This window comes from Halopseudomonas sp. SMJS2, from assembly GCF_029866945.1.
Lineage (GTDB): Bacteria > Pseudomonadota > Gammaproteobacteria > Pseudomonadales > Pseudomonadaceae > Halopseudomonas > Halopseudomonas bauzanensis.
In genome coordinates, this window is record NZ_CP123445.1 from 1314760 (window position 1) to 1337534 (window position 22775).

Here is a 22775-nt window from a genome sequence, read left to right on the forward strand (position 1 = left end):
AGTCAGAGCAGTTCAACAAAGCCGTGCTCGGCTTCATCCGCAGCTGACCTCCGCGCAGCCAGATCAATCCTCTTCTCCCTTCTGAGACTCCTCAGTGCCAGGTGGTCATTTCATCCAATTCCTGATCCGCATTCTGGGAGAGATCAGGGAAAGGAATGGCCCACGTGGCCTGAGTCTCGACAGTCGCCGCAGTCTTCCTTGAGGTGGTGCTTGCCCCCGTCGTCTGGCGCAATGGGGGCAAATTTCGGGTTGCATTCTCGTACTATACCTCGGAGGATAATGCCGGTAGCCGAGGACCTCGTAGTTGGCGCTGAAGCTCCTGTGTTGGCGAACAAGCATTAATATCCGAGGATTTTGCGTGCCGGAGATTGACGAGATTGTCGAATTTGGCCCGTTTCGCCTGCACGTGGTGGGGCGGTTGTTGCAGAAGAATGGGGTGGCCGTCAAGCTCGGCAGCCGCTCCCTCGACCTATTGATTGTGCTGGTTGAGCGGCCTGGGGAAGTGATTTCCCGGCGGGAGTTGATGGCGCGCGCCTGGTCGGGGCTGGTAGTCGACGACGCCAACCTGCGCGTCAATATCGCAAGCCTCCGCAAATGCCTGGGTGGGGCCAATGAGGGCACACGTTACATCGCCAACATCCCCGGTCGCGGGTACAGCTTCGTCGCACCCGTAACGCGAGCGCGGATTGAGTCTTCGCCTGGGAGACCCGAGACCACTCGAGTTCCCGATCCTTCCCCCGGCAATCAGCTACACGTATCGGTCCCGAAATCCGCGTTGCCCGAGCGTCTAGGGCGGCTCATTGGGCGCGATGCGCTAGTCCTCGCATTGGGCGAGATGCTCACCAAACATCGATTCGTGAGCATCATCGGTCCGGGTGGAATGGGTAAGACAACCGTCGCGATCTCCGTGGCGCGCACGATGCTCGATGCCTTTCACGGCGCCGTGTACTACGTCGACCTTGTCTCGGTCACCGACGCCTCGCTCGTTCCGAGCGCGATTGCTTCGGTACTTGGCCTCAAAGTGCAATTGCAAGATCCAAAGCCGAGCATCCTGGCGTTTTTTGGCGCCCGAAGAGCGTTGCTCGTATTGGACAATTGCGAGCATCTTATCGACGAGATCGCGGTTCTCGCGGAATGGCTTTATAAATCCGCGCCTCAAACTCACTTGCTCACGACCAGTCGCGAGTTATTGCGTGTTGAGGGCGAGCACGTCCTCATTCTTCCATCGCTCGATTTCCCCCCCGTCAGCGAGGGGATGACAGCCTCCGCTGCGATGGCGTTTCCGGCAGTCGAGCTTTTCATGGATCGAGTGGCGGCAAGTGGGGTGCAGGAGATGCTGACGGACGAGATGGCCCCTCTCGCCGTCGAGATCTGCCGAAAAACGGATGGTATTGCCTTGGCAATCGAATGGGCCGCCGGCCGGGTGCGCTCGCATGGCCTGCGTGGAACCGCTGAATTGATCAACAGCCGCTTCAATCTTCTCTGGCAGGGCAGGCGCAGCGCGCTTCCTCGGCATCAGACGCTCCAGGCGATGCTTGATTGGAGTTACAACCTGCTGTCCGAAAGCGAACGCCGCGTGCTGTATAGGTTATCCGTGTTCGTGGCTCCATTCCAACTGGCTGCGGCACAGTGCATCGCCGCAGACGCAGTCCTCACGGACGCCGAAGTGGCAGCGGTCATCGCCAGTCTCATCGATAAGTCACTGCTCTCGCCATCGATACTCAACGGATCGAGCTATCTGCGCCTCCTGGATACGACGCGCACTTACGCGTCGGCAAAATTGGCGGAATCGGGCGAGCTTAACGCCGTCTCGCGCAAGCTTGCCGAGCATCTCATTACCCAATTCAACCGTAGCAATGAGCGTAAGCATGAGCGGTGCAACACGGACCGTGAGTTGATGCAGGTCGGAAATCTGCGCACTGCGCTTGCATGGGCATTCTCCGAGGCAGGTGAGGGCGAGCTGGGAGTTCGCCTGGCAGCCCTCGCCGCACCACATTTAGTGGAATTGTCGCTGCTGGAGGAGTGTCATCGCTGGTGTCAGGCCGCGCTTTCGCAACTGGGTTCGCAGCAGGGCTCCGCGACGCACCTCATCTTGCAGGAAGCGCTGGCAATCTCTGCATTATTTACTCGCGCCGGTGGAGAGGATGTCCGCAATTCGGTCGAGCGAGCGCTGCGCCTGGCGCGGGCGTTGAACGATCAAGAACGCGAGCTCGGGCTGCTCTGGGGGTTGCACGCCTTCATGACCCATGTCGGTCAGTTTCGTGAGGCGGTCGACGTGAGCTGGCGCAGTAGCGACTTGGCACGCAGGGTCGATTCTCCCGTGGGTATTGTCATGTCTGAATGGATGCTCGGGTGTTCGTATCACCTGGTCGGCGATCAGACGGTCGCTCTACGCCACACACGTGAGGGCTTTAAGCGAGCTGCGGCGCATGGGGGGATAACGGTCGATCTGCTTGGCTTCGGACATCGAACCCGTGCGCTCGCCCTTTATGCGCGCACGCTCTGGTTGAGCGGCGCCGTGGACCGCGCCGCCCAAGTCGCTCGTCAGGCGGTCGAGGAAGCCGAGCACAACGTGCTGAGCATGTGTATCGCGTTGCTACACGCCTCGACGGTTTTTCTGTGGAGGGGGGACATAGAGGAATCTGAAGCGCTGGTGAGCCGTCTCATCCAACACGACAGTCGTTACTCGCTCGGGTCATGGGTGGACTTCGGCATCGCGCTCTCAGGCGAAGTGGCTTTGCTCAAAGGGCAACCCCGCATGGCGGCAAACAGGCTTCGCGAGGCGCTAGGTACCCTGCGTGCGAAGAGACGTTTCATGTTCATGACGGCGCTGAGCCGGTCGATGTCCGAGGCGCTGCTCGAATGCGGCGAGACCCTGGAGGCGGAGGCGATGATCACTGCGGCTCTGGAACAGGCCGAGGCGCGACATGGATCATTCGACATGCCAGAGCTGCTGCGTACGCGCGCTCAGATCGGGATTGTTTCCGGTAGGCTGGATGCAAAATCGGCCGAAGCGATGTTGCGGCATTCGATGGAGTTGGCAAACAGTCAAGACGCACTCAGTCTGGAATTGCGCTCCGCTATGGCGTTGGGCGCACTGCTTACAAGCGAGGAACGGACTGAAGAGGCATACGTGACCCTGACGGGGGTTTACGGACGCTTTACGGAAGGGTACGAAACGCGCGATCTCAGAACCGCCAGACACCTGATCGAAACTTGGGGACCGGCCGCAAGGGCATAGGGCGCCAGTAATTGGCCTCAACCCGAACTACTCGCTTTACACGGTTTTACGCCAATTTACGAGCGCTCCAGCCTGTAACCTCGGACGATAGAAGGAGATATTCGACAGCGTAAGCGCGCCTTGCTGGAGGTGCTTGCTTGGCCAATAACTCAAGTGGTTCAACTCTTCCTCCAAGGGTCGCACAGTTCATCGAGGCAACGAATGCCGGTGACCTGCCCCGTCTTCTTGACGTCTTCGCGGCGGATTCGATAGTTAACGATCAGTTACAGCAATGGCGGGGGCTCGCTGAGTTAAGCAAGTGGGCCGAGCGCGATGTTATCGGGCAGCAACTATCGCTTCGCGCCATTCATTGCATCCCGCACTACGGCCACTGCGTTGTCGAGGCCCACGCCGACGGAAATTTCGATAAGCGTGGGCTGCCTGATCCGCTGGAAGTCCTGCTCTATTTCACTCTCGCCGAAGACAAGATCGTGCAATTGATCGTTCTGCGAGATTACTCGGGCACCTGCTCTCTCGATGCGCCCTGAGCGGCTCAGGATAGACGTTCGACGACTGTTCGGCAGAGCATCCTGTTTTACAGACTTTTTCAACTTCTGACTTAGCTTTTGCGCGTATTCCTGATCATCTTCGGCATGTGGATCGAGATACCCAAACGATCACAAGCAGAGGAAAATCCCATGAACAGTAGTGCAGTGTTGGCCGCAGGAGCTCATGAACAGAGCCGGCAGAGTGGGGTTGCGTTGGCAGCGACCTTGCTGGAGTTGCTCTCCATAGCGCAGTCCAAGGTTGAGCTCGATCATCAGGCTGCGCAAGCATGCTTGTCCCGTGCGACGGCGTTGCTTGCAGCCAGTCTGGAACGCGACGGCGGATCGAAGGCAGAGAGCGCTTTCCGTGGCAAGCTGTCCGGTTGGCAGGCGAAACGCTTGATATCTTACATTGAGGAGAATCTCGATCGGCCTATCCGGAGTTCCGAGCTTATTAGGCTCACCGGAATCAGCGCTGGACATTTCTTTCGAACCTTCAAGGCAACATTCGGTGAGGCTCCGCTCGCCTATATCGCACGCCGGCGCGTCAAGTTCGCGCAGCAGATGATGTTGACGACCAATCATTCCCTTTGCCACATCGCACTCGATTGCGGGCTGTGCGATCAGTCCCATCTAACGCGCTTGTTTCGGCAGTACGTGGGTACGACGCCGAGTAAATGGCGGCAAGAATATGTCCTCGGGTCGTTAGAGTTGACGCCAGCGAATGCAGACGGGGCGTGATATCTGATTTGCGGTCAGCGCGCGATCGATGCAGCAGTCCTCGATGCGACGGTTTCGCTGCAGCAATGCAGGCTACCCCAGGGGGATGTCACCCAGGAGTCGCAGCGCCGGGGTTATGCTTGACAAGGAAGTCGATGACAATATGTCTCGCGGATGGCCGGTAACCAAGGTCAAACAACGGCAGTAGTTGTCATGACTTTCGCTAAACAGGGATAAGGTTTCGCGACGACTGTACGTACGTGTTCATGGCTCTGTAGGTGCGGGGCCCGTCCGAAGTAATCGATCATGATTTCGGTAAGAACCCGGACCTTCCGTGCTGGGTGCTGACTTGGGGGACGGATTACATACGCAGCTGCTGGAGGTGGTGGATAGTGGGTCATAATTGGAACAAGCGCGCCGGAGGCCCTCTCTTCATGAGTGAGGCAATCGGGAAGCCAAGCAATGCCAAGCCCCGCTACAGCAGCGGCAGCTAGAGCTGTGCCGCTGTCGGCCTTAAAACGTCCCTGCGGATGTACCTTGATGATCTTGTCGCCATCCATAAATTGCCAGGCTTCTGTGCCATGCATCAGTGCCTGATGGGCAAGAATTTCATCTGGTGTTTCCGGTGCCCCATGCGCCTTGATATAGCTTGGACTTGCGACGAGCTTCCCATGGATCGGGCCGACGCGCCTGGCGATCATGTTGGAATCCTGAAGTAAGCCAACTCGTATCGCACAATCGTAACCCTCTGTGATCAGATCAGCGAAGCGATCGCTGTAGCGGGTATGAATGTGGAGGTTCGGGTGCCGTCGTGCCATTTCCGCGATTGCGGGAGCAAAATGAGTTGGACCGAAAGACAGGGGGGCAGCAATTCGAAGGCGGCCGCGAAGTTCACCGGTCGGAAGAATTGCTTCTCTGGCTACGTCAGTTTGGGCGCAGATTTGGGCCGCATAGTCCCTGAAGGTAGCCCCGGCTTCCGTGAGGGCGGCCCCCCGGGTAGACCGCGCAAGCAGCTGGACGCCGAGCTCCGATTCAAGCCGGGCGAGTCGACGACTGACGATCGACTTGGTTACACCAAGCCGGAGGGCTGCAGGCGAAATACCCCCAGCGTAAGCAACTTCCACAAATGTTTGCAGCTCTTCAATATCCACTTTGGTGCTCTCCATCTAGCGACAAAGGTTTCCACAAAAGGGTAGTCACCGGTTGAGAGCAGAGATAGGACGATACTGCTACAAATAGGCGTCAACACAGCATGGAGCACCAAGGGCTCTGGGGTAAAAACGCCAGTTATCACTTCGTCTTCACCAAACAAAACCGCGGCAAACTTGATGAGCTGACCACATTGATAGCACGTGGTCAGCTGCGGCCACATGTTGGCGCGGTCTATTCGCTTCCTGACACTGACCCCGCCCATGCCTTGCTGGAGAGCCCAAACAAGGGGTTTTCGGGGAAAGAACCTGATTGCAGTCGAGCCACAGGCTTGCCCGGCCAACGCGAAAATTCAATCCAGGTGTTTCGTATTCCGCGACACAGCTTCGCGGCGAGGAGGACTACTGGGTTCCCCGTGAGGTAGGTACATTCTTATTTCCGGGCCTGAGGGTTCCTAAGTGGAGAAAGATCATGAAGCAAGAATCTACAATGAAAGCGCAGATACTTACATCATTTGGCGGCCCGGAGTCGTTCGAACTGTGCGAGGTGCCCAGGCCCGTGCCGCAGGCTGGGCAAGTGCTGGTGCGGGTACACGCAACTTCCATCAATCCATTGGATTTCCAGGTCCGGCGTGGCGATTATGCCGACCTGGTGCCATTGCCAAGCATTACCGGGCATGACGTTTCGGGTGTTGTCGAAGCCGTCGGGCCGGGCGTGACGAGCTTTATGCCAGGCGACGAAGTCTGGTACACCCCGCAAATTTTTGACGGCCCTGGAAGTTATACCGAGTACCACGTTGCCGCCGAAAGTATTGTCGGGAAGAAGCCTCCAGAGCTGAGCCATCTCGAGGCGGCCAGTCTGACCCTCGTCGGCGGGACAGCGTGGGAGGCACTGGTGGTGCGTGCGGGACTCAGGGTGGGGGAGAGCATTCTGGTGCACGGCGGCGCGGGCGGCGTCGGTCATGTGGTGATCCAGTTGGCAAAAGCCATGGGTGCCAGGGTGTTTACCACGGTGCGCGAAGCAAACTTCGAGTTCGCACGGAGTATGGGGGCCGACGTGCTGATCGATTACGAGAAGGAAGATTACGTCGACGCCGTCCTGCGAGAAACCGGTGGCCACGGAGTCGATGTGGTGTTCGATACCATCGGTGGCGATACCTTGTCGCGCAGCCCCGACGCGCTCGCACAGCTTGGCCGCGTGGTCACGATTGTGGATATTGCACAGCCACAGAACGTGGTTGAGGCCTGGGGCAAGAACGCCAGCTATCACTTCGTTTTCACCAGACAGAATCGCGGCAAGCTTGATGAACTGGGCGCATTGATAGCGCGCGGTCAGCTGCGACCACATGTTGGCGCGGTCTACCCGCTTGCTGACATTGCTCTTGCCCATGCCTTGCTGGAGACCCCAAACAACAACCTCAGGGGCAAAATCGCGATCGCAGTTGTGCCACAGGCTCATTCCGCCAGCGCGAATGGGTAACCGTTGAGCTCACATTGAAGGAGTGCACCATGATTTATGAAGTCGCTCTGCTGCCCGTTCATAAAGAACACATTGAACAGTTCAGATCTGCGTTTGCCGCAGTCGCTCCTTTGCTCAGCCGGGCCAAGGGTTACGGCGGCCACATGCTCGCGCAGGGGATCGAAACTCCCCACGTGTTCAACCTGATAGTGCGGTGGCAATCCCTGGAAGACCACACGCCGGGCTTCGAAGCTAGTGAAGACCATCGGGTGTTCATGATGGGTTTGGAAGAATATTTTGCGGAAGAACCGAAGGTTTATCATATTGAAGGGGCACCTTTCACTATGGACGGCCTGGAATCAGCACGGCTCCTTTGACATCGTAATGTCATTGTCTCAGGAGGTTGGTGGCTTTAGAAAGTCAGCTGTTTTGATAAATATGCAGGTTTGATGTCGATAATTGTAGTGGTCGCAGATTTGATCTGTCAGTTTCTGATTAAGTCTAATACTGGCAGGTCAAATTCAGTTTTTCAGGTTTTTTGCGATCAAGCTAAGTTGGCATTGATCGGAGACTAGATTGGCTGATTACTCCTGACCGTTAGCAGTACTTTAGGAAGGCGAGTATCCCCGTGTCGATTACTCCGAAAATATAGTTGGCGTCTTACCTGTTCTTGTCGACACCCAAGCAGTATTCAACTATTCGGTATCGAGATTATGAACAGCAAGAAACTCGGCCCGCCAGTAAAGATTGTTTTCGCCAGTCTCGGGTTGCTCTTGTCCTGCAATGCGCTCGGTGAAAGCCTCCCCATAACTTATAAATACGGAGCAAAGCTTGATATTGTGAAGGTTTTATCTATATCAACCGAATATACCCCTGTCTGCAAACCGGTAGACCGCATAATGAAATACATAGATTCGTCTGGAAAAACCCGAGCTCTAAAATATAGGGTTCTTTCAGCTGTGTGCAGCTCGGGGAGGGGATAACACGATCCTGGTAGCCTTCAAGATTGTCCCAGATTGGTTACAGGGGCCACAAAACCCAAGGCTGCATTCGTGCTTGCACGACTCTGGAGGGTAGTTATGAATACCATTACTTATCAGGCCCCAGTCGCCTACGCCTTGTCCAGTAGCCGCACACCATATGCTGCGCCTATCTGTAGCGAGCTGACAGACTTGGTGTCGTCGAAATTGCCAAACGAGGGCGTTTACGAAACCGATATCGCGGGGCTGGAGCTCTTCCGTGTCGACGCGCCGACATCCTTCATGCCCACCGTCTACGAACCATCCCTGTGCGTGATTATCCAGGGTCGCATGACAGTACAGCTTGGTGACCATGATATCGTCTATGGCGCACTCAGCTGCATGATGTCCACTGTCGAGCTCCCGGTGGACGGCCGGGTGGTGGATGCCTCTCCTGAATATCCGCTCCTGGCGGCGAAAATCAACATGGACCTGGCCGAGGTGGCTGAGTTGGTGTTGCAGCTGGGCGATGCGGCACCGACCGCCGAAGCGTCGGACTGTCCGTACTCTGGGTGCGGCCTTTGGTTTGCGCAGGTAGACATGGGAATACTCGACGCCATGATCCGGCTGGTGCGCCTTCTCGACGCGCCTACCGATGCGCCCATACTTGCTCCGCTAATCCGACGCGAGATTATTTATCGAGTCTTGATTGGGGAGGAGGGAGCGCGGATACGTGAGTTCGTATCTGCGGACAGCCAATCGAACCGTATCTCCAAGGTCATCTCAATACTCAAAGATCGCTTTGCCGAACCGCTGCGTGCGCGTGATCTCGCCAAAGACGTAAACATGAGTGAATCGACGTTCTACCACAATTTCAAACAGGTCACGCGTATGTCGCCGCTGCAATTTCAAAAGCAGCTGCGTTTGCATGAAGCGAGACGGCTAATGCTCATGGAAGGACTCGAGGCGGCGACTGCAAGCTATCGCGTTGGCTATGAAAGCCCGTCGCATTTCAGCCGCGAGTACCGTCGGATGTTTGGCGCGCCACCGCGTGCGGATGTTGTTAAGCTGCGCGGCGAGACGGGGATGGGCGTATCGGCATAACACTGAGCCGTACCGAACTATCGCGGTAGCGATAACAGGTCATTGGCGCTCTGCGAGCTGCTGTCCAGCTTTTTCCGTCAAAGGTCGCTGAAATTCTCGTCCGCATAAATAGCGGAGGTTGGCGATCGAGCCCGAACAGAACAGCCGTCGCTCGGCTTATCCTGACGGCTGGTAATTCGGGCCCGGTATTCAGTTATATAACGCATGGAAGCTACCAGATAAAATAGTCTAGCGGCCGTTAGGCTTCGAAAATCCGTATCTGTGGCGCTTTTGAAAACGCTTCGAGCTTGTAGAACTGCCCTTTATTTGCTGGGGTTTTTTGTCTGAAGAAAAAGCTGAACTGACTGACGGCTCAGCATGGATCCTCTGTTCCTTGGCTACTTGATGAAACTCTTTGAGACGCTTCGAGCCGTCTTCAGCCACTGCGCTGGTTAACGGTACTGCACTAAGAGCGGCGAAGGACAGCGCACTTACTATTAGTCTTTCTTTAATGCGATTAAATGATTTCATGAGCATTCTCCTGAATATAAATGGTTTGGTAGTTCGCTAAGTCGAATTGAAAACATCAGAAAGCCAAGCTCGAGCAGCTCGACTCATGGATGAAAATATATATTCTTTAAGGTGGATGGTGATATACGGAATCTGCCATGTTATTGCCTGATTCTGTGCATCTGCTGGGCAGCCATTCGTGGGGTAAGGCAATGGCCACTTGTTGGCTTAGGGACTTATGAATATCTTGCCGATCACACAATTATCCAAACTTCAGACAATCATCCAATAATAGGTAGCGGCGCTTTGCGAAAGTGTCCGGGCGTTTTAGGAAGCTTGCACTCGAGATGAGCGGTACGGCGAGGGAAGCGCTGGTCGTACGCGCGGCGCTCAGAGTGAGATTGCTCTCGCCCATGCCTTGCTGGAGACCCCAAGCAACGGTCTCAGGGGCAAAGTCGCGATCGCAGTCGAGCCACAGGCTCATTCCGTCAGCGCGAGCATCCACGCACTTCGCGCTATTAACCCCAACGTCCCATTGCTGATTGGTGGACCTGATCTGCTCAAGAGTTGTGAAGTGGCTGACGAGATCGACCAGGCAGAGGGCGTGGCGATCACCTGCACGGTATCCAGGCATGGGTGGCACTGCCTACCGAACAGGAGGAGATCGCCCCGTCGTTCTCCCATCATGCAGGGCTCGATTTGCCGCAATGGAATGATGCTGGCGTGGCCGGACAGCGGATCGCCGGCAGGCCTACGGTTTGACCGCTGGAACCGAAACACATTCACCGCTGTTCTATGCGCATCTCGACATGGCATCAGGCGCCACCGCTGAGATTCCGGGTGGATATGAAGAACGCGCATTCTATATCGCGACCGGGGCGGTGGAGTTTGACGGAACACGCTACGAGAGCGGCAGGATGCTGGTGCTCGGCTTGGCCGCTTCGCGTGTACGTGCCCTGGAGCCTTCCAGAGTCATGGTGCTCGGCGGCGACTCCGCGGGCGAGCGGTTCATTCACTGGAACTTCGTGTCCTCTTCGAAGGAAGGGCTCGCTCAGGCCGCCTCTGACTGGCAGGCGGGAAGGATGAAACTGCCGGATGCCGACGATGCGGAGTTCATTCCATTGCCGGACGAGCCGGCGCCATTTAGATTCAAGTAGATTACGCTAGGAGCCCGCACCGCCGCGTAAGGGAGGTCGGGATACAACCGGCGCGTGCTCCGCCATCAACTCAACGACCCAGTCGATGAACACGCGCAGTTTCGCACTGACGTGCCGGTTCTGGGGAAATGCGACGTACATTGGCATCGGATCAAGCTGCCAATCCGTAAACAAAGGGATCAACTCACCTCGCGCCACGTGCGCTTGGGCCATATAGGACGGCAGCCAGAGGGCGCCGATTCCCGCCAGGCCTGCCGCCAGATAGGCATTGCCATCGTCAACCACCAGAGTGGACCGACCTTGCACGTCAATGCTTTCGCCGTCACGACGTACGGTGGACGGGAACACACGCCGAGTGCCCGACCATGACAAGCCCACGATACGGTGATGCGGCAATTCCAACTCGCTGGGGTGGCCGGGACGACCCGCCCGCGCGAGGTAGCTCGGCGCTGCATACACCGCCAGCGGCAAATCCGCCGCATGCCGCGCCACCAGCGACTGGTTGGTAATCGCTCCCCCGCGTACGACGCAATCCACGTTCTCATCAATCAAGTCCACGACACGATCGCTCACGCCAAGATGCAGCTGAATGTCAGGATACCTGGCGTGAAAGGCCGGCAACGCCGGCACCAGAATCATGCTGGCAAACGGACTGGGCACATCCACTCGCAGCCTGCCCCGGGGCGACGCCAAGGCGCCGGACAAGCTGGTTTCGGCATCGTCCATATCGGCCAACAAGCGCAACACACGTTCGTAATAAGCCGCGCCGTCAGGGGTTACGTTGACCTTGCGTGTCGTGCGATTCAGCAACCTGACGCTCAGGCGCGCCTCCAGTTGTTGCACCAGTTGCGTCACGGTCGTCTTGCTCAGGTGCAGGGTTTCCGCCGCCTTGGTGAAGCTGCTGGTTTCCACGACGCGGACAAAGGCCTGCATGGCATCGAAACGGTCCATCTACGCTCCCCTGGCTCTCGCATTGTTTGGGTTTGATAAACAGTGTTGCCTGTGTTTGCCAGTTTATCAGCCAGACGCCCGTCATTAAGATTTCTCACATCCAATAATTAAGTGGCACTGCATTGCGACAGTGCCATTGGCGAGTCGCGATGCTCAATCTAGTTGAAACGCTTAATTTCTTCGGAGAAACATAATGGAAAAGCCCGAATTCACCGTCACGCCCGGATTCGGCGAGACGTTCCGCCAAACGCTGCATTTCTCGACCGCTGTCAAGATCGGAAACCGGGTGGAGACATCCGGTCAGGGTGGTTGGAACGATGCCCTGCAAATCCCGGAGGCCATCGAGGAGGAGATTACCGCCGCCTTCCGCAATATCGAGCTCGTTCTGGGGAAGGCCGGGGCGAGCTGGGATCACGTTATTCACGTCAATACATACCATGTCGGTGGCTTTCCGCCGATCGTCAACGACACTATCGTCAAGCTGTACCGCCAGTACATGCCCAACCATGCACCGGTCTGGACGCAGTTGGGGGTTGAAGCACTGGGACTTCCGGCGATGCGTTTCGAGATTCGCGTCACCGCAATCATTCAGTAAGCAACGACACGGGGGGCCGGACTGGGCACACTTGTTCTGCATGGCAGGTTCCCGGTTGCTTGTTCAGGACGGGGTGTACGACACCGTCCGATCACAGCCGCCATGGCTGTGGCGAGGCCTGGATAAGGTTTCGCGCTGTCGCTAATCGCACACTCATCCCAACCTCAGACAATCATCCAATAATGAATGGGGGCGCTTTGCGAAAGTGACATTGGCCTGCACTGGCAAGTACATGCTCAACCATGCACCGGTCTGGACGTAGTCGGGGGGAAGCACTGGGACTTCCGGCGATGCGTTTCGAGATTCGCGTCACCGTAATCATTCATTGAACAACGACGCGGCGGGGCCGGACTGGGCACACCCATTCAGCCGCGCTGTTACCTTTGCGAGGGCACTTAGCAATGATTCCAGAACCTATCCTTCTGATGGGTGGCACAGGCGCGATCGGACGCTTGAGCGCCCGCGCACTTCGCGCTGTTTACCCCGACCTCCCATTGCTGATCGGTGGACGTGATCTGCTCAAGAGTCGAGAAGTGGCTGACGAGATCGGCCAGGCAGAGGGCGTGGTGATCGACCCGCGGGCTGAAGACCTTGGTCTCGGTGACCGTAAGGTCAGGGCTGTCGCGGTCTTTTACGCCGACGAACGATTGGCCGGCCTACGCTTCGCGCAGGATCGTAGGTTGCCGCATCTGAGCATCTCTTCTGGAGTTTATGAAATCGCCCCCGAAGTCGCGACCTATATGCACTCGCCCAGCGCTGCGGCGATGGTGCTGGGCTATGAGTGGCTGGTTGGCGCTACCACCATCGGCGCGCTCGTGTGCGCCAAAGCGTATGCAAAGATTCATGAGATCACGATCGGGGCGCTTGTTGATGAGCAGGATGGCGGCGGGCCGGCCGTTGCCGAGGATTTTGAGCGGCTGAGCCAGATGATGCCGGCGGCCCTTACTCGTCGCGACGGCAGTTATGTCTGGCGCAGTAACGACGATGCCAGAGCCGAATTCCATGCGATCGATGGCACCAGGATAGAAGCTGCTGGCTTCTCGTCTATCGATGTCGCGGGCCTGGCGGCAGCGACTGGGGCGTCGAATGTGCAGTTCAACATCGCAACGGGTATCAGTTCATCCCGGCGTCGCGGTGAGCCTAAATCGACGGAGATCATCATCGAGCTGGCAGGTGAGGACCATGATGGTCATCCGCTGCGCACTCGCCATGCGGTCTTTCACCCGGGCGGCGCAGCCCAGCTGACCGCACTGGGCGTCAGCATGATCCTCGAGCGACTGGCCGGGCTGGATGGCAATGCGCCGACCCCGGCGGGGTTGTATTTTCCTTTCCAGGTTATCGATCACGCCACTTATCTTTCCCGGTTGCAGGCGGAAGGCGGCAGCATCGTGGGTTGTATTTTCCTTTCCAGGTTATCGATCACGCCACTTATCTTTCCCGGTTGCAGGCGGAAGGCGGCAGCATCGTTCCGCTGGACGCTGAGAGGGCTGGACCGAACTGAGCGTTGGAATGACCAAAGAGAATGTGTGGCAGCACCTTAAAAGTCTCCTATGGATCACCAAAGTGAGAAACCATGATGATGAATCCGCGAGCGGGTACCTATACGGCGAGGTTATTAACGCCACTGGTAATGATAGTTGTAGCGTCCACAGCTGAGGCCGCTGATCCCGCATTTGAAACGTTCCGCTGGAACGAAGATTATCGCTATTTAGCTGAAAAGGCGCCGCGGAATACTTACGAAAGCCTGAAGTATCAGCCGTTTGAGATGGTTGGTCACGAAGGGCTCGTTTCGTTCGGGGGATCAGTGCGCAGTCGTATCAACGCCTATGACAATGATCGGTTTGGATTGCAGGGTGGGGCGGATGGCACGGTTTGGTTGCAGCGCTTCTATGGGCATGCGGATATCCATCTCGGTGACGGGTTTCGAGCCTTTGTCGAGTTGAGTGCAAACTATGCGGATGCGGGTGGTGACCTTGCACCCGGTCCCTTTGACAAGGATAGGGCTGCCGTGGGTCAGGCATTCTTCGACTGGCAAACCGGGGATTCCCGGTGGCGGATCGGTCGGCAGGAAATGGGACTGGGGTCGGCGCGGCTTATGGGTACCCGGGACGGATCCAATATCCGGCGCTCTTATGACGGGTTGCGTTGGGATGGCTCTTATGGTGGAGCGCTGTGGAAGGTGTTTTACCTCCAGGCAGTCGATGTGGAGGAAGGGACATTCAACAACACTAGTCACGATGATGACTCCATTTGGGGGCTGTACAGTACCTGGGGGCTTGGCCGCGGCAGCGCTGATCTTTATTACCTTGGCCTGGATCGAAAAGACGCTGCGTATGCTCAAGGTGTGGAGGATGAAACTCGGCATTCGGTGGGGATGCGTCTCTACGGTATGCAAAATGGCTGGGATTGGGACTTTGAAGCCCTGTATCAGTTTGGTGATTTTGGCGATTCCGACATTCATGCCTGGACCGTGGCCAGCCTCGTTGGCTACCGATTTGCCGATGCGCGCTGGCAGCCGAGAATAGCCCTGAGTGCCAACGTTGCTAGTGGAGACAGTGATCCTGACGATGGACGGCTCCAAACCTTTAATCCGCTGTTTCCGAACCTGGCTTATTTCGAGGAGGCAGCGATCTTTGCGCCTCAGAATTTTTACAACATCGAACCAGAGATCAGTTGGCGCCTGACTCCCCAACTCGCGCTGGCGCTGGACTGGAACTTTTTCTGGCGTCTTGAGAAACAGGACGCTGTCTATGTTCGTGGGTTGGCCCCTTTGCCAGGCACGGCGGCGGCGTCCGGAAGTTTTGTGGCACACACGCCATCGATCAGCCTGGATTACCAATGGGGCCGGCACCTGAAGATGGATCTGAGTGTCAGCCACTTTTTCGCCGAGGAGGTGATCAAGCAGGCAGGCGGAGGTGACGTGAACTTTTTCAAGACCCAGATTGAATGGAAGTTCTGATCCGTCATGGGTTAATGCCTTTACCGATCACACAATCATCCCAACGTCAGACAGTCATCCAATAGTACGCGGCAGTACTTTGCGACATTGAACGGACGCTTCACAAACCCCCTTACTTATAAAGGTGAGCACAATGCAGAACCCGAAGCTTGAAGTCCTGACCCCCAGCAACTCCCAGCTGATCTTCATCGACCAACAGCCACAAATGGCTTTCGGTGTGCAGAGCATTGATCGGCAGACCCTGAAGAACAATGTCGTAGGCCTGGCGAAGGCGGCGCGCATCTTTGGCGTGCCAACTGTGATCACCACGGTCGAAACCGAAAGCTTTTCGGGACATACCTACCCTGAGCTGCTGGAGGTGTTTCCTGACTCGCCTATCCTTGAGCGCACCTCGATGAACTCCTGGGATGATCAGAAAGTGCGCGATGCGCTCAAGCGTAACGGGCGCAATAAAGTGATTGTCTCCGGGCTGTGGACAGAAGTCTGCAATAACACCTTCGCACTCTCGGCGATGCACGATGCCGGCTACGAAATCTACATGGTCGCTGACGCCTCTGGCGGCACCAGCCAGGCGGCCCACGATTACTCCATGCAGCGGATGATCCAGGCCGGTGTGGTGCCGGTTACCTGGCAACAGGTGTTGCTGGAGTGGCAGCGCGACTGGAAAAACCGCGATACCTACGACGAAGTGATGGCCGTGGCTAGAGAGCATTCCGGCGCCTACGGCATGGGTGTCGATTATGCCTACACCATGGTGCACAAGGCAGAAGAGCGGGTAAAGCACGGCCCCACGCTGGCGCCGGTTCACGCTGAGATCTAGACCGTTACGGGGCGGTTCTGCCCGCCCCGATTCTGGAGTGCCCATCATGGTCCAACAGTTGCCCGAGATAGTGACGCTGGTCGTCCGCCACCGCGTGCGGCCCGCGCAGCTTACCGCTTATGAAGCCTGGCTACGCCGCACCATAGGTGTAGCCGATCAGTTCGAAGGTCACCTGGGTGTGAATGTGGCGCGTAGCCGAGACGCGGGTTTGACCAGCTTCACCATCGTCTTGCGTTTTCGGGGGCCCCAGCGATTGCAGGCATGGCTGGAATCCCATGAACGCAAACAATTGATCAACGAGGCGTTGCCGTTATTGGTTGAAGGGGACCAGACCGAAGTGACTGCGGTGAAGGACTTCTGGTTCATCCCCGCTGACTCAAATGCCCAGCCGCCACTCTGGAAACAGGCCTGCGTGACCTTTCTGGTGATCCTGCCGCTCAGTCTGTTGGTGCCCCTGGTCTGGCGCCCGTTATTTGCGGGCATCCCCTGGCTGGGTGGGTACGTTGCAAGCAACCTTGTTATCACTGCCACCATCGTTGTGCTGGTGGTTTACCTCTTTATGCCCATGGTCACCGGCTGGTTCGCTGACTGGTTAACTGATGATGACGGAGCGGCGTCATGACACATGAACCAATAGGCCCAGTAAAACAGGGTGAACTCATGATCAATTTGCATGGCAAGCGTGCATTAGTCACTGGAGGATCGCGTGGTATCGGCGCGGCGATCGCGCTGGCACTGGCCGAGAACGGCGCTGACGTTGCGTTTACCTACCAGCATTCGGCTGAGAAGGCTGATGCGGTGGCCAAGTCCATCGAGAGCACCGGGCGGTGCGCCATCGCTATCCAGGCTGACAGCGCTGCCCCGGAAGCCATCCTGCGCTCTGTGGACGAGGCGGTCTCGGCGCTCGGCGGACTGGATATCCTCGTCAACAGCGCGGCGATTGGTCATGCCGGAATGATCGCTGACATCGACATCAACGATTATCAGGCGGTAATGGATATTAACGTGCGTGCTCCAGTGCTGTTTGCGAAGGCCGCTATTGCGCATCTCGCCGAAGGAGGACGCATCGTCACCATCGGTTCGGCGCTGGGCGAGCGGGTCCCGTTCCCGGGCATAACCACTTATGCCATGTCCAAGGCGGCGCTGACCGCGTTCACTCGTGGTCTGTCACGCGAAGTGGGCCCCAACGGCATCACCGTAAATCTGGTCCAGCCCGGGGCGACCAATACTGATGCCAATCCAGCGGATGGTGAAGCGGCCGACTTCCAGCGAAGCCTGACGTCTCTGGGGCGCTATGCCGAGCCGCGCGAAATCGCTAATGCCGTGGTCTTTCTTGCCAGTCCCGCCGCGAGCGTAATCACGGGCGCCATTCTGACCGTCGACGGTGGCGCAATCGCCTGATGGTTACAAGGCGACGATGAAGGAGCCATGCCATGACCAAAAAACCAACAGACCAGAGCCGCCGAGGGTTTATCGCCGCTGGATCACTGATCGGCGCTGCAGGCGCTCTGTGGTCGACGTTTCCGTTTGCAGCGGCTGCAGGCTCAACGTCCTCAACTATCACCGGAGGCAACATGACTGCTGACATTATTTTCTTCAATGGCGATCTGCACACAGTGGATCGAGAAAAACCGCGAGCCACAGCCGTGGCGATCAAGGATGGCAAGTTCGTTGCCGTTGGCCGTGATGCCGAGGCGATGGCGTTCCGCAGCGACGCAACTCAGATGGTTGATCTGCAGGGGCGCACGGTAATTCCAGGGTTGAACGACTCCCACCTCCATCTGATCCGTGGCGGCCTCAATTACAATCTTGAGTTGCGCTGGGAGGGCATTCCTTCGCTGGCTGATGCGCTGCGTATGCTCAAGGCGCAGGCGGACCGTACACCGACGCCGCAGTGGGTGCGGGTGGTAGGCGGATGGAATGAATTCCAGTTTGCCGAACGGCGGATGCCAACGCTCGATGAACTCAACCAGGCGGCACCGGATACGCCGGTCTTTGTTCTGCATCTGTATGACAGGGCTTTATTGAACCGCGCCGCGTTACGGGTGGTTGGCTATACCCGCGATACGCCCAATCCCCCCGGCGGGGAAATTCAGCGCGACGCCAATGGCAACCCCACCGGGATGCTGATCGCGCGTCCGAATGCGATGATTCTCTATTCAACGCTGGCGAAGGGGCCGACGCTGCCTATCGAATATCAGGTCAACTCCACGCGCCAGTTCATGCGGGAGTTGAATCGGCTGGGTGTGACCAGTGCCATCGATGCCGGTGGCGGCTTCCAGAATTATCCGGATGATTACGAGGTGGTGCGCGAGCTGGCAGAGAACGATCAGTTGACCGTGCGTATTGCCTACAACCTCTTTACCCAGAAGCCCAAAGAAGAGCTGACTGACTTCAAAAATTGGACCGGGCAAGTAAAACCTGGTGATGGCGACGATTTCTTCCGTCACAACGGTGCGGGTGAAATGCTGGTGTTTTCTGCGGCCGATTTTGAAGATTTTCTTGAACCGCGTCCGGACCTTGCGCCGCAGATGGAGCAGGAGCTTGAACCCGTGGTGCGGCACCTGGTAGAACACCGCTGGCCGTTCCGCCTGCATGCTACCTATGACGAATCCATCTCGCGCATGCTGGATGTGTTTGAAAAGGTCAATCAGGACATCCCCTTCAACGGTTTGCCGTGGTTCTTCGATCACGCTGAAACCATTACGCCGCGCAATATCGAGCGTGTGCGAGCGTTAGGCGGCGGCATCGCGATCCAGGATCGCATGGCATTCCAGGGCGAGTACTTTGTTGACCGCTATGGCAGCAAGGCCGCGGAGCAGACGCCGCCGATTCAACGGATGCTCGCCGAGGGCGTGCCGGTAGGCGCGGGTACTGACGCTACGCGGGTATCCAGTTACAACCCCTGGACCTCGCTTTACTGGATGGTCAGCGGCAAGACGGTGGGAGGTATGGCGCTGTATCCCGAAGGCTTATCCCGTGCAGTCGCGCTGGAACTCTTTACCCATGGCAGCGCCTGGTTTTCCTCAGAGCAAGGCAAAAAGGGGCAGTTGAAAGTTGGCCAGTTGGCCGACCTGATCGCCCTCAACGCGGACTTTTTCAATGTCGAGGAAGAACAAATAAAGTTGATGGAGTCGGTGCTGACCGTAGTCGGCGGCAAGGTTGTATATGCCACGGGAGAGTTTGGGCCGTTGTCTCCTGGTGAAATACCGGTGATGCCGGACTGGTCGCCCGTAGCGCTTGTACCCGGACACTGGAAGCCCAACGCTCCGCTGCAGGCAAGCGTTCATCATTGCTCGGGGCCTTGTGGAGTACATGCACATCAGCATGACCAGGTCAGGACATCTTCAGTACCGGTCAGCGATTACCAGGGTTTCTGGGGCGCTTTCGGATGTTCCTGTTTTGCGTTCTGATAGCGTGACATCGGGCCCCGCTGCCTCGGCCTGGAGCCCGCCGCGCCATCATAGGATAAACGCCAAAAGGGTCGCTTTGTCACCCGTATCGATGGAGAGGGCTGATGTCATTCAGTATTGAGGCGGGTGGTGCACTCTCGACCGTGATGCTGTTCCTTGCGCATCTGGGACTTTGTGCGGCGTATATCCAGGGAGGGCTGGTCAAGCTGACCGATTTCCCCGGCGCCGTCGTTGAGATGATCGACTTCCGCCTGACCCCGCCCGCCTTGTTCGCCGTTCTGGTGATAGCGCTGGAACTGGGTGCCTCCGTGATGGTGTTGACGGGCTTCCTGCGCTGGCTGGGTGCGCTGGCACTGGCCGGATTCACGCTTTTGTCCACCCTGATCGCGCTGCGGTTCTGGGCGCAGCCGGCAGGCGAGGCCAGGCGCGCAGACGAGAATGCCTTTTTCGAACATCTCGGTCTCATCGGGGGGTTGCTACTTGTCGCCTGGGTGGATCTTGCCCGGAACCCGTCCCTCGATCTGTGACGACAGTAGCCTGACATTTCTAAACCACCTCACCCGTCAAGGAGAATCGGATGACCGCCATTGACATGCCCGCCCCGGCGAAGGGCCCGCTGAGCTTACCGGTCTTTCGGGCGCTGTGGATCGCCACGATCATTTCCAACATCGGCACCTGGATGCATGATGTCGGTGCGGGATGGCTGATGACCTCGCTGTCGCCCAGCCCACTGCTGGTGGCTCTGGTGCAGGCCGCCACGACCTTGCCGATGTTCCTGCTGGCCCTGCCGGCCGGGGCGCTGGCCGACATCGTCGATCGCCGGAAGATGCTGCTGTCCGCACAGGTCCTCGGTCTTACTGCTGCCGCCGTTCTGGCCTTCCTGACCTTTCAAGGGCTGACCACCCCGTGGGTCCTGCTCGCGGCCACCTTTGTGCTCGGCGTGGCGGCGGCGCTCAGCGCGCCGGTGTTTCAGGCCATCGTCCCAGAACTGGTCGACAAGGCCACCTTGCCCGATGCGGTGGCGCTCAACAGTCTCGGCGTCAACATCTCCCGCGCCATAGGCCCGGCGCTTGGCGGGGTGATCGTGGCGATGGCCGGCGTTCCGGCGGTCTTCGCGCTGAATGCCATGTCGGTTTCAGCGGTATTGATCGTGCTTGTCACATGGAAGCGCGCCACGATCGTACAGAGCTTGCCGCCCGAACATTTCTTCGGCGCGCTGCGGGCCGGTTATCGCTATGCACGGCATTCTCCGGCGATGCGGCTGGTACTGATCCGCACTCTGGGCTTCTTCCTGTTCAGCAGCGCGCTCTGGGCGATGCTGCCACTGGTGGGCCGCCGCGAACTGGGGCTGGATGCGGCGGGCTACGGCGCGCTTCTCGGCTGCATGGGCACCGGTGCCATTGTTGGCGCATTGCTGCTGAAACACCTGCGCAAGAAGGTAGCGTCCAACAGGGTCTCGGTCTGGGCGACATTGCTGTTCGCGGCTGCGACCCTCGCACTGGCGCTGGCGCCCAATGCCTGGCTGGCCGGGGCCGTGATGTTCGCTGCCGGCGTCGCCTGGATCGGCATGCTGACCTCGCTCAACGTCGCGGCGCAGATGGCATCGCCCGGTTGGGTCAAGGCCCGGGCGCTCGCAGTCTATCTGCTGGTGCTTCAGGGAGCTATGACCGGCGGCAGTATCCTGTGGGGTACTCTTGCCAGCAACACAGGCGTCGCCGGTGCCCTGATCATCGCGGCCATCGGCCAGACGCTGGCGATCCTGCTGGCCCTGCGCTGGCGGCTGCCGAAGGATTCCACCATCGATCTGGCGCCCTCGAACCATTGGGCCGAGCCTGTTCTGGCAATCCCGCTTGCCGATGACCGCGGCCCCGTCCTGGTCGAAATCGAATACCGGATCGCCCCGGAGCAACAGGCCGCGTTCACCGCCACCCTGCGCAAATTTGGCGCGACGCGCTATCGCGACGGCGCGATCCGCTGGGATATCTGGGAAGACGCCGCAGAACCCGGCCGGTGGTGGAGGAGTTCGTCGTCGAAAGCTGGAGCGAGCATCTGCGCCAGCATGCGAGGGTGACCCATAGCGATGCGCTGGATCAGGAACTGTTGAACGCGTTTCACATCGGCGATCAACCGCCCGTCGTCCGTCACCTGCTGCGACCACTTTGACTCTGGACACTGAGGTCGAGCGGATGGTCCGGGCGATAAGCAAGCAGGAGACACGACATGATTGAAACGGTCATCGAGCAGCGGCGTCGCGACCTGAAACCCCATCTTATGCACGTAGCGCGTCGCTGATTTCCGGCCGTGGATTATCAGGTCTGTTTTATTCAGGGCGATTGGCTGGTCCCGACGGTGTGGGACAAGTTCGAGCGCCACTTCGAGGCCTGCGGTTACGCCTGTTGTGTGTTGTCGCTGCCAGCCCCTGGCGAGCTGGGCTGGTATCAAATCCTGCATGGCGAAGATAACCGGTCGTCGTCGCCCCTTGGGCGTCTCGTCGACTTCTATGCGGAGCGGATTGCGGCCCTTCCGGCGCCGCCTATACTTATCGGGCATGCAATGGGCGGGCTGGTTGTTCAATTGCTCCTGGATAGAGGTCTGGGCGTGGCTGGTATAGCTATTGCTCCGCGGCCGCCGCAGCGCGTCTTCCCCGGCATTCTTTCGCTGCTGCATATCCTCACAGCGAAAATTGAACGACTGAACGGCATGCGCTTTCTACACCTGACGCCTGCGCAGCTCTCACGCTGCTTGGGGCATCCGGCATCCCGGCAGATAGCCGACCCGCTCTATGAACGGCTTGTTGGTCGAGTCCCGCAAAAACTGATGACAACGGTAGCATTAGGCGTGGGCAGCAGATTACTCTTCAAACACGAGCGCGGGCCCTTATTGCTGATTTCCGGTAGTGACGATCGTATGGTTGCCAGCTCTGTGGTTTTGGCCAACTATTTTTATCAGAGGCAGTCGTTGGCGCCGACAGACTACATCTGCTTTCCCGGCTACGGTCATCTGATTATTACGCAGCCGGGCTGGGAGCAGGTCGCGGACCGCGTCCTTGAATGGCTCCAGCAGCAACTGGGCTGGTTTTGATTGCGCCTCCAACTGAATGCCCAATACACCAAGCGCTGTGGCGCAGGCAGTAGGTACTTTCCTTGCGAACATATGTCACTTTGCTGCTGAGCCTCGTGCTTGGTTGCATCGCGTGTACGAATGTATCGGCGCGCATCTCTGACGACATGGACCAT

21 protein-coding genes and 1 pseudogene are annotated in these 22775 nt (G+C 58.0%); 19 read left to right on the forward strand and 3 right to left on the reverse strand.

Annotation, left to right across the window (positions count from 1 at the left end; all coding sequences use genetic code 11):
* The first annotated feature begins 358 nt into the window (after positions 1-358).
* The 3 genes from QAO71_RS06260 to QAO71_RS06270 all read left to right on the forward strand — a co-directional run bounded on the left by QAO71_RS06260 (position 359) and on the right by QAO71_RS06270 (position 4506).
* The gene (locus tag QAO71_RS06260) at positions 359-3241 is read left to right on the forward strand and encodes a winged helix-turn-helix domain-containing protein (RefSeq protein ID WP_280165513.1); all 2883 of its coding nucleotides are present in this window, start codon (positions 359-361) and stop codon (positions 3239-3241) included.
* Positions 3242-3378: 137 nt separating this feature from the next.
* Positions 3379-3768 (forward strand): nuclear transport factor 2 family protein, encoded by a 390-nt coding sequence (locus tag QAO71_RS06265; protein ID WP_036992568.1) that lies wholly within the window; start codon positions 3379-3381, stop codon positions 3766-3768.
* A gap of 150 nt (positions 3769-3918) precedes the next feature.
* On the forward strand, positions 3919-4506 hold the full coding sequence (locus QAO71_RS06270) for an AraC family transcriptional regulator (protein WP_280165514.1): 588 nt from the start codon (positions 3919-3921) through the stop codon (positions 4504-4506).
* A 170-nt stretch (positions 4507-4676) separates the two neighbouring features.
* Here the strand turns inward: QAO71_RS06270 and QAO71_RS06275 are convergent, their stop codons facing one another.
* Positions 4677-5636 (reverse strand): LysR family transcriptional regulator, encoded by a 960-nt coding sequence (locus tag QAO71_RS06275; protein ID WP_136870173.1) that lies wholly within the window; start codon positions 5634-5636, stop codon positions 4677-4679.
* 119 nt (positions 5637-5755) lie between these two features.
* Between QAO71_RS06275 and QAO71_RS18000 the strand changes: the two are divergent.
* From QAO71_RS18000 to QAO71_RS06300, 5 genes and pseudogenes are all read left to right on the forward strand, one after another.
* Positions 5756-5938 (forward strand): annotated as a pseudogene (locus QAO71_RS18000) (zinc-binding dehydrogenase); the annotation flags it as partial.
* Between the two features lie 185 nt (positions 5939-6123).
* Entirely contained in the window at positions 6124-7113 is a 990-nt protein-coding gene (locus QAO71_RS06285; protein WP_280165662.1) for a zinc-dependent alcohol dehydrogenase family protein, read from the forward strand.
* Positions 7114-7142: 29 nt separating this feature from the next.
* Positions 7143-7469 carry an antibiotic biosynthesis monooxygenase gene (locus QAO71_RS06290; RefSeq protein ID WP_036992566.1) on the forward strand — a complete coding sequence of 109 codons (327 nt, stop codon included), beginning with the start codon at positions 7143-7145 and terminating at the stop codon, positions 7467-7469.
* Positions 7470-7805: 336 nt separating this feature from the next.
* Complete coding sequence (locus tag QAO71_RS06295; protein ID WP_280165515.1) at positions 7806-8075, forward strand: DUF2790 domain-containing protein; 270 nt, start codon at positions 7806-7808, stop codon at positions 8073-8075.
* 96 nt (positions 8076-8171) lie between these two features.
* Positions 8172-9155, forward strand: a complete 984-nt coding sequence (locus QAO71_RS06300; RefSeq protein ID WP_136869796.1) for an AraC family transcriptional regulator — start codon at positions 8172-8174, stop codon at positions 9153-9155.
* A 228-nt stretch (positions 9156-9383) separates the two neighbouring features.
* On the opposite strand, the gene QAO71_RS06305 is transcribed toward QAO71_RS06300, so the two are convergent.
* Positions 9384-9665 carry a hypothetical protein gene (locus QAO71_RS06305; protein WP_136869797.1) on the reverse strand — a complete coding sequence of 94 codons (282 nt, stop codon included), beginning with the start codon at positions 9663-9665 and terminating at the stop codon, positions 9384-9386.
* Positions 9666-10402: 737 nt separating this feature from the next.
* On the opposite strand from QAO71_RS06305, the gene QAO71_RS06310 reads away from it, so the two are divergent.
* Positions 10403-10801, forward strand: a complete 399-nt coding sequence (locus tag QAO71_RS06310) for a pirin-like C-terminal cupin domain-containing protein (RefSeq protein WP_280165516.1) — start codon at positions 10403-10405, stop codon at positions 10799-10801.
* A gap of 6 nt (positions 10802-10807) precedes the next feature.
* On the opposite strand, the gene QAO71_RS06315 is transcribed toward QAO71_RS06310, so the two are convergent.
* Complete coding sequence (locus QAO71_RS06315; protein WP_036992562.1) at positions 10808-11752, reverse strand: LysR family transcriptional regulator; 945 nt, start codon at positions 11750-11752, stop codon at positions 10808-10810.
* Between the two features lie 193 nt (positions 11753-11945).
* On the opposite strand from QAO71_RS06315, the gene QAO71_RS06320 reads away from it, so the two are divergent.
* The 10 genes from QAO71_RS06320 to QAO71_RS06365 all read left to right on the forward strand — a co-directional run bounded on the left by QAO71_RS06320 (position 11946) and on the right by QAO71_RS06365 (position 22620).
* Positions 11946-12347, forward strand: a complete 402-nt coding sequence (locus QAO71_RS06320) for a RidA family protein (RefSeq protein WP_036992560.1) — start codon at positions 11946-11948, stop codon at positions 12345-12347.
* 401 nt (positions 12348-12748) lie between these two features.
* The gene (locus QAO71_RS06325) at positions 12749-13888 is read left to right on the forward strand and encodes an NAD(P)-dependent oxidoreductase (RefSeq protein WP_280165517.1); all 1140 of its coding nucleotides are present in this window, start codon (positions 12749-12751) and stop codon (positions 13886-13888) included.
* A gap of 32 nt (positions 13889-13920) precedes the next feature.
* A complete protein-coding gene (locus QAO71_RS06330; protein WP_036992557.1) occupies positions 13921-15306 on the forward strand; it encodes an alginate export family protein in 1386 nt (461 codons plus the stop codon).
* A 133-nt stretch (positions 15307-15439) separates the two neighbouring features.
* Positions 15440-16126, forward strand: a complete 687-nt coding sequence (locus tag QAO71_RS06335) for a hydrolase (protein ID WP_036992555.1) — start codon at positions 15440-15442, stop codon at positions 16124-16126.
* Between the two features lie 46 nt (positions 16127-16172).
* Positions 16173-16748, forward strand: coding sequence for an antibiotic biosynthesis monooxygenase (locus QAO71_RS06340; protein ID WP_280165518.1), 576 nt, complete (start codon positions 16173-16175; stop codon positions 16746-16748).
* Entirely contained in the window at positions 16745-17527 is a 783-nt protein-coding gene (locus QAO71_RS06345) for an SDR family oxidoreductase (RefSeq protein WP_280165519.1), read from the forward strand. Before QAO71_RS06340 ends, QAO71_RS06345 begins: the two co-directional genes overlap by 4 nt.
* A 32-nt stretch (positions 17528-17559) precedes the next feature.
* Positions 17560-19539: an amidohydrolase gene (locus QAO71_RS06350; protein WP_280165520.1), complete on the forward strand. Its 1980-nt coding sequence runs from the start codon at positions 17560-17562 to the stop codon at positions 19537-19539.
* 104 nt (positions 19540-19643) lie between these two features.
* Positions 19644-20066: a DoxX family protein gene (locus QAO71_RS06355; protein ID WP_136869799.1), complete on the forward strand. Its 423-nt coding sequence runs from the start codon at positions 19644-19646 to the stop codon at positions 20064-20066.
* Positions 20067-20116: 50 nt separating this feature from the next.
* Positions 20117-21610: an MFS transporter gene (locus QAO71_RS06360; protein WP_280165521.1), complete on the forward strand. Its 1494-nt coding sequence runs from the start codon at positions 20117-20119 to the stop codon at positions 21608-21610.
* A gap of 230 nt (positions 21611-21840) precedes the next feature.
* Positions 21841-22620, forward strand: coding sequence for an alpha/beta fold hydrolase (locus QAO71_RS06365; RefSeq protein ID WP_136869801.1), 780 nt, complete (start codon positions 21841-21843; stop codon positions 22618-22620).
* Positions 22621-22775: the final 155 nt, after the last annotated feature.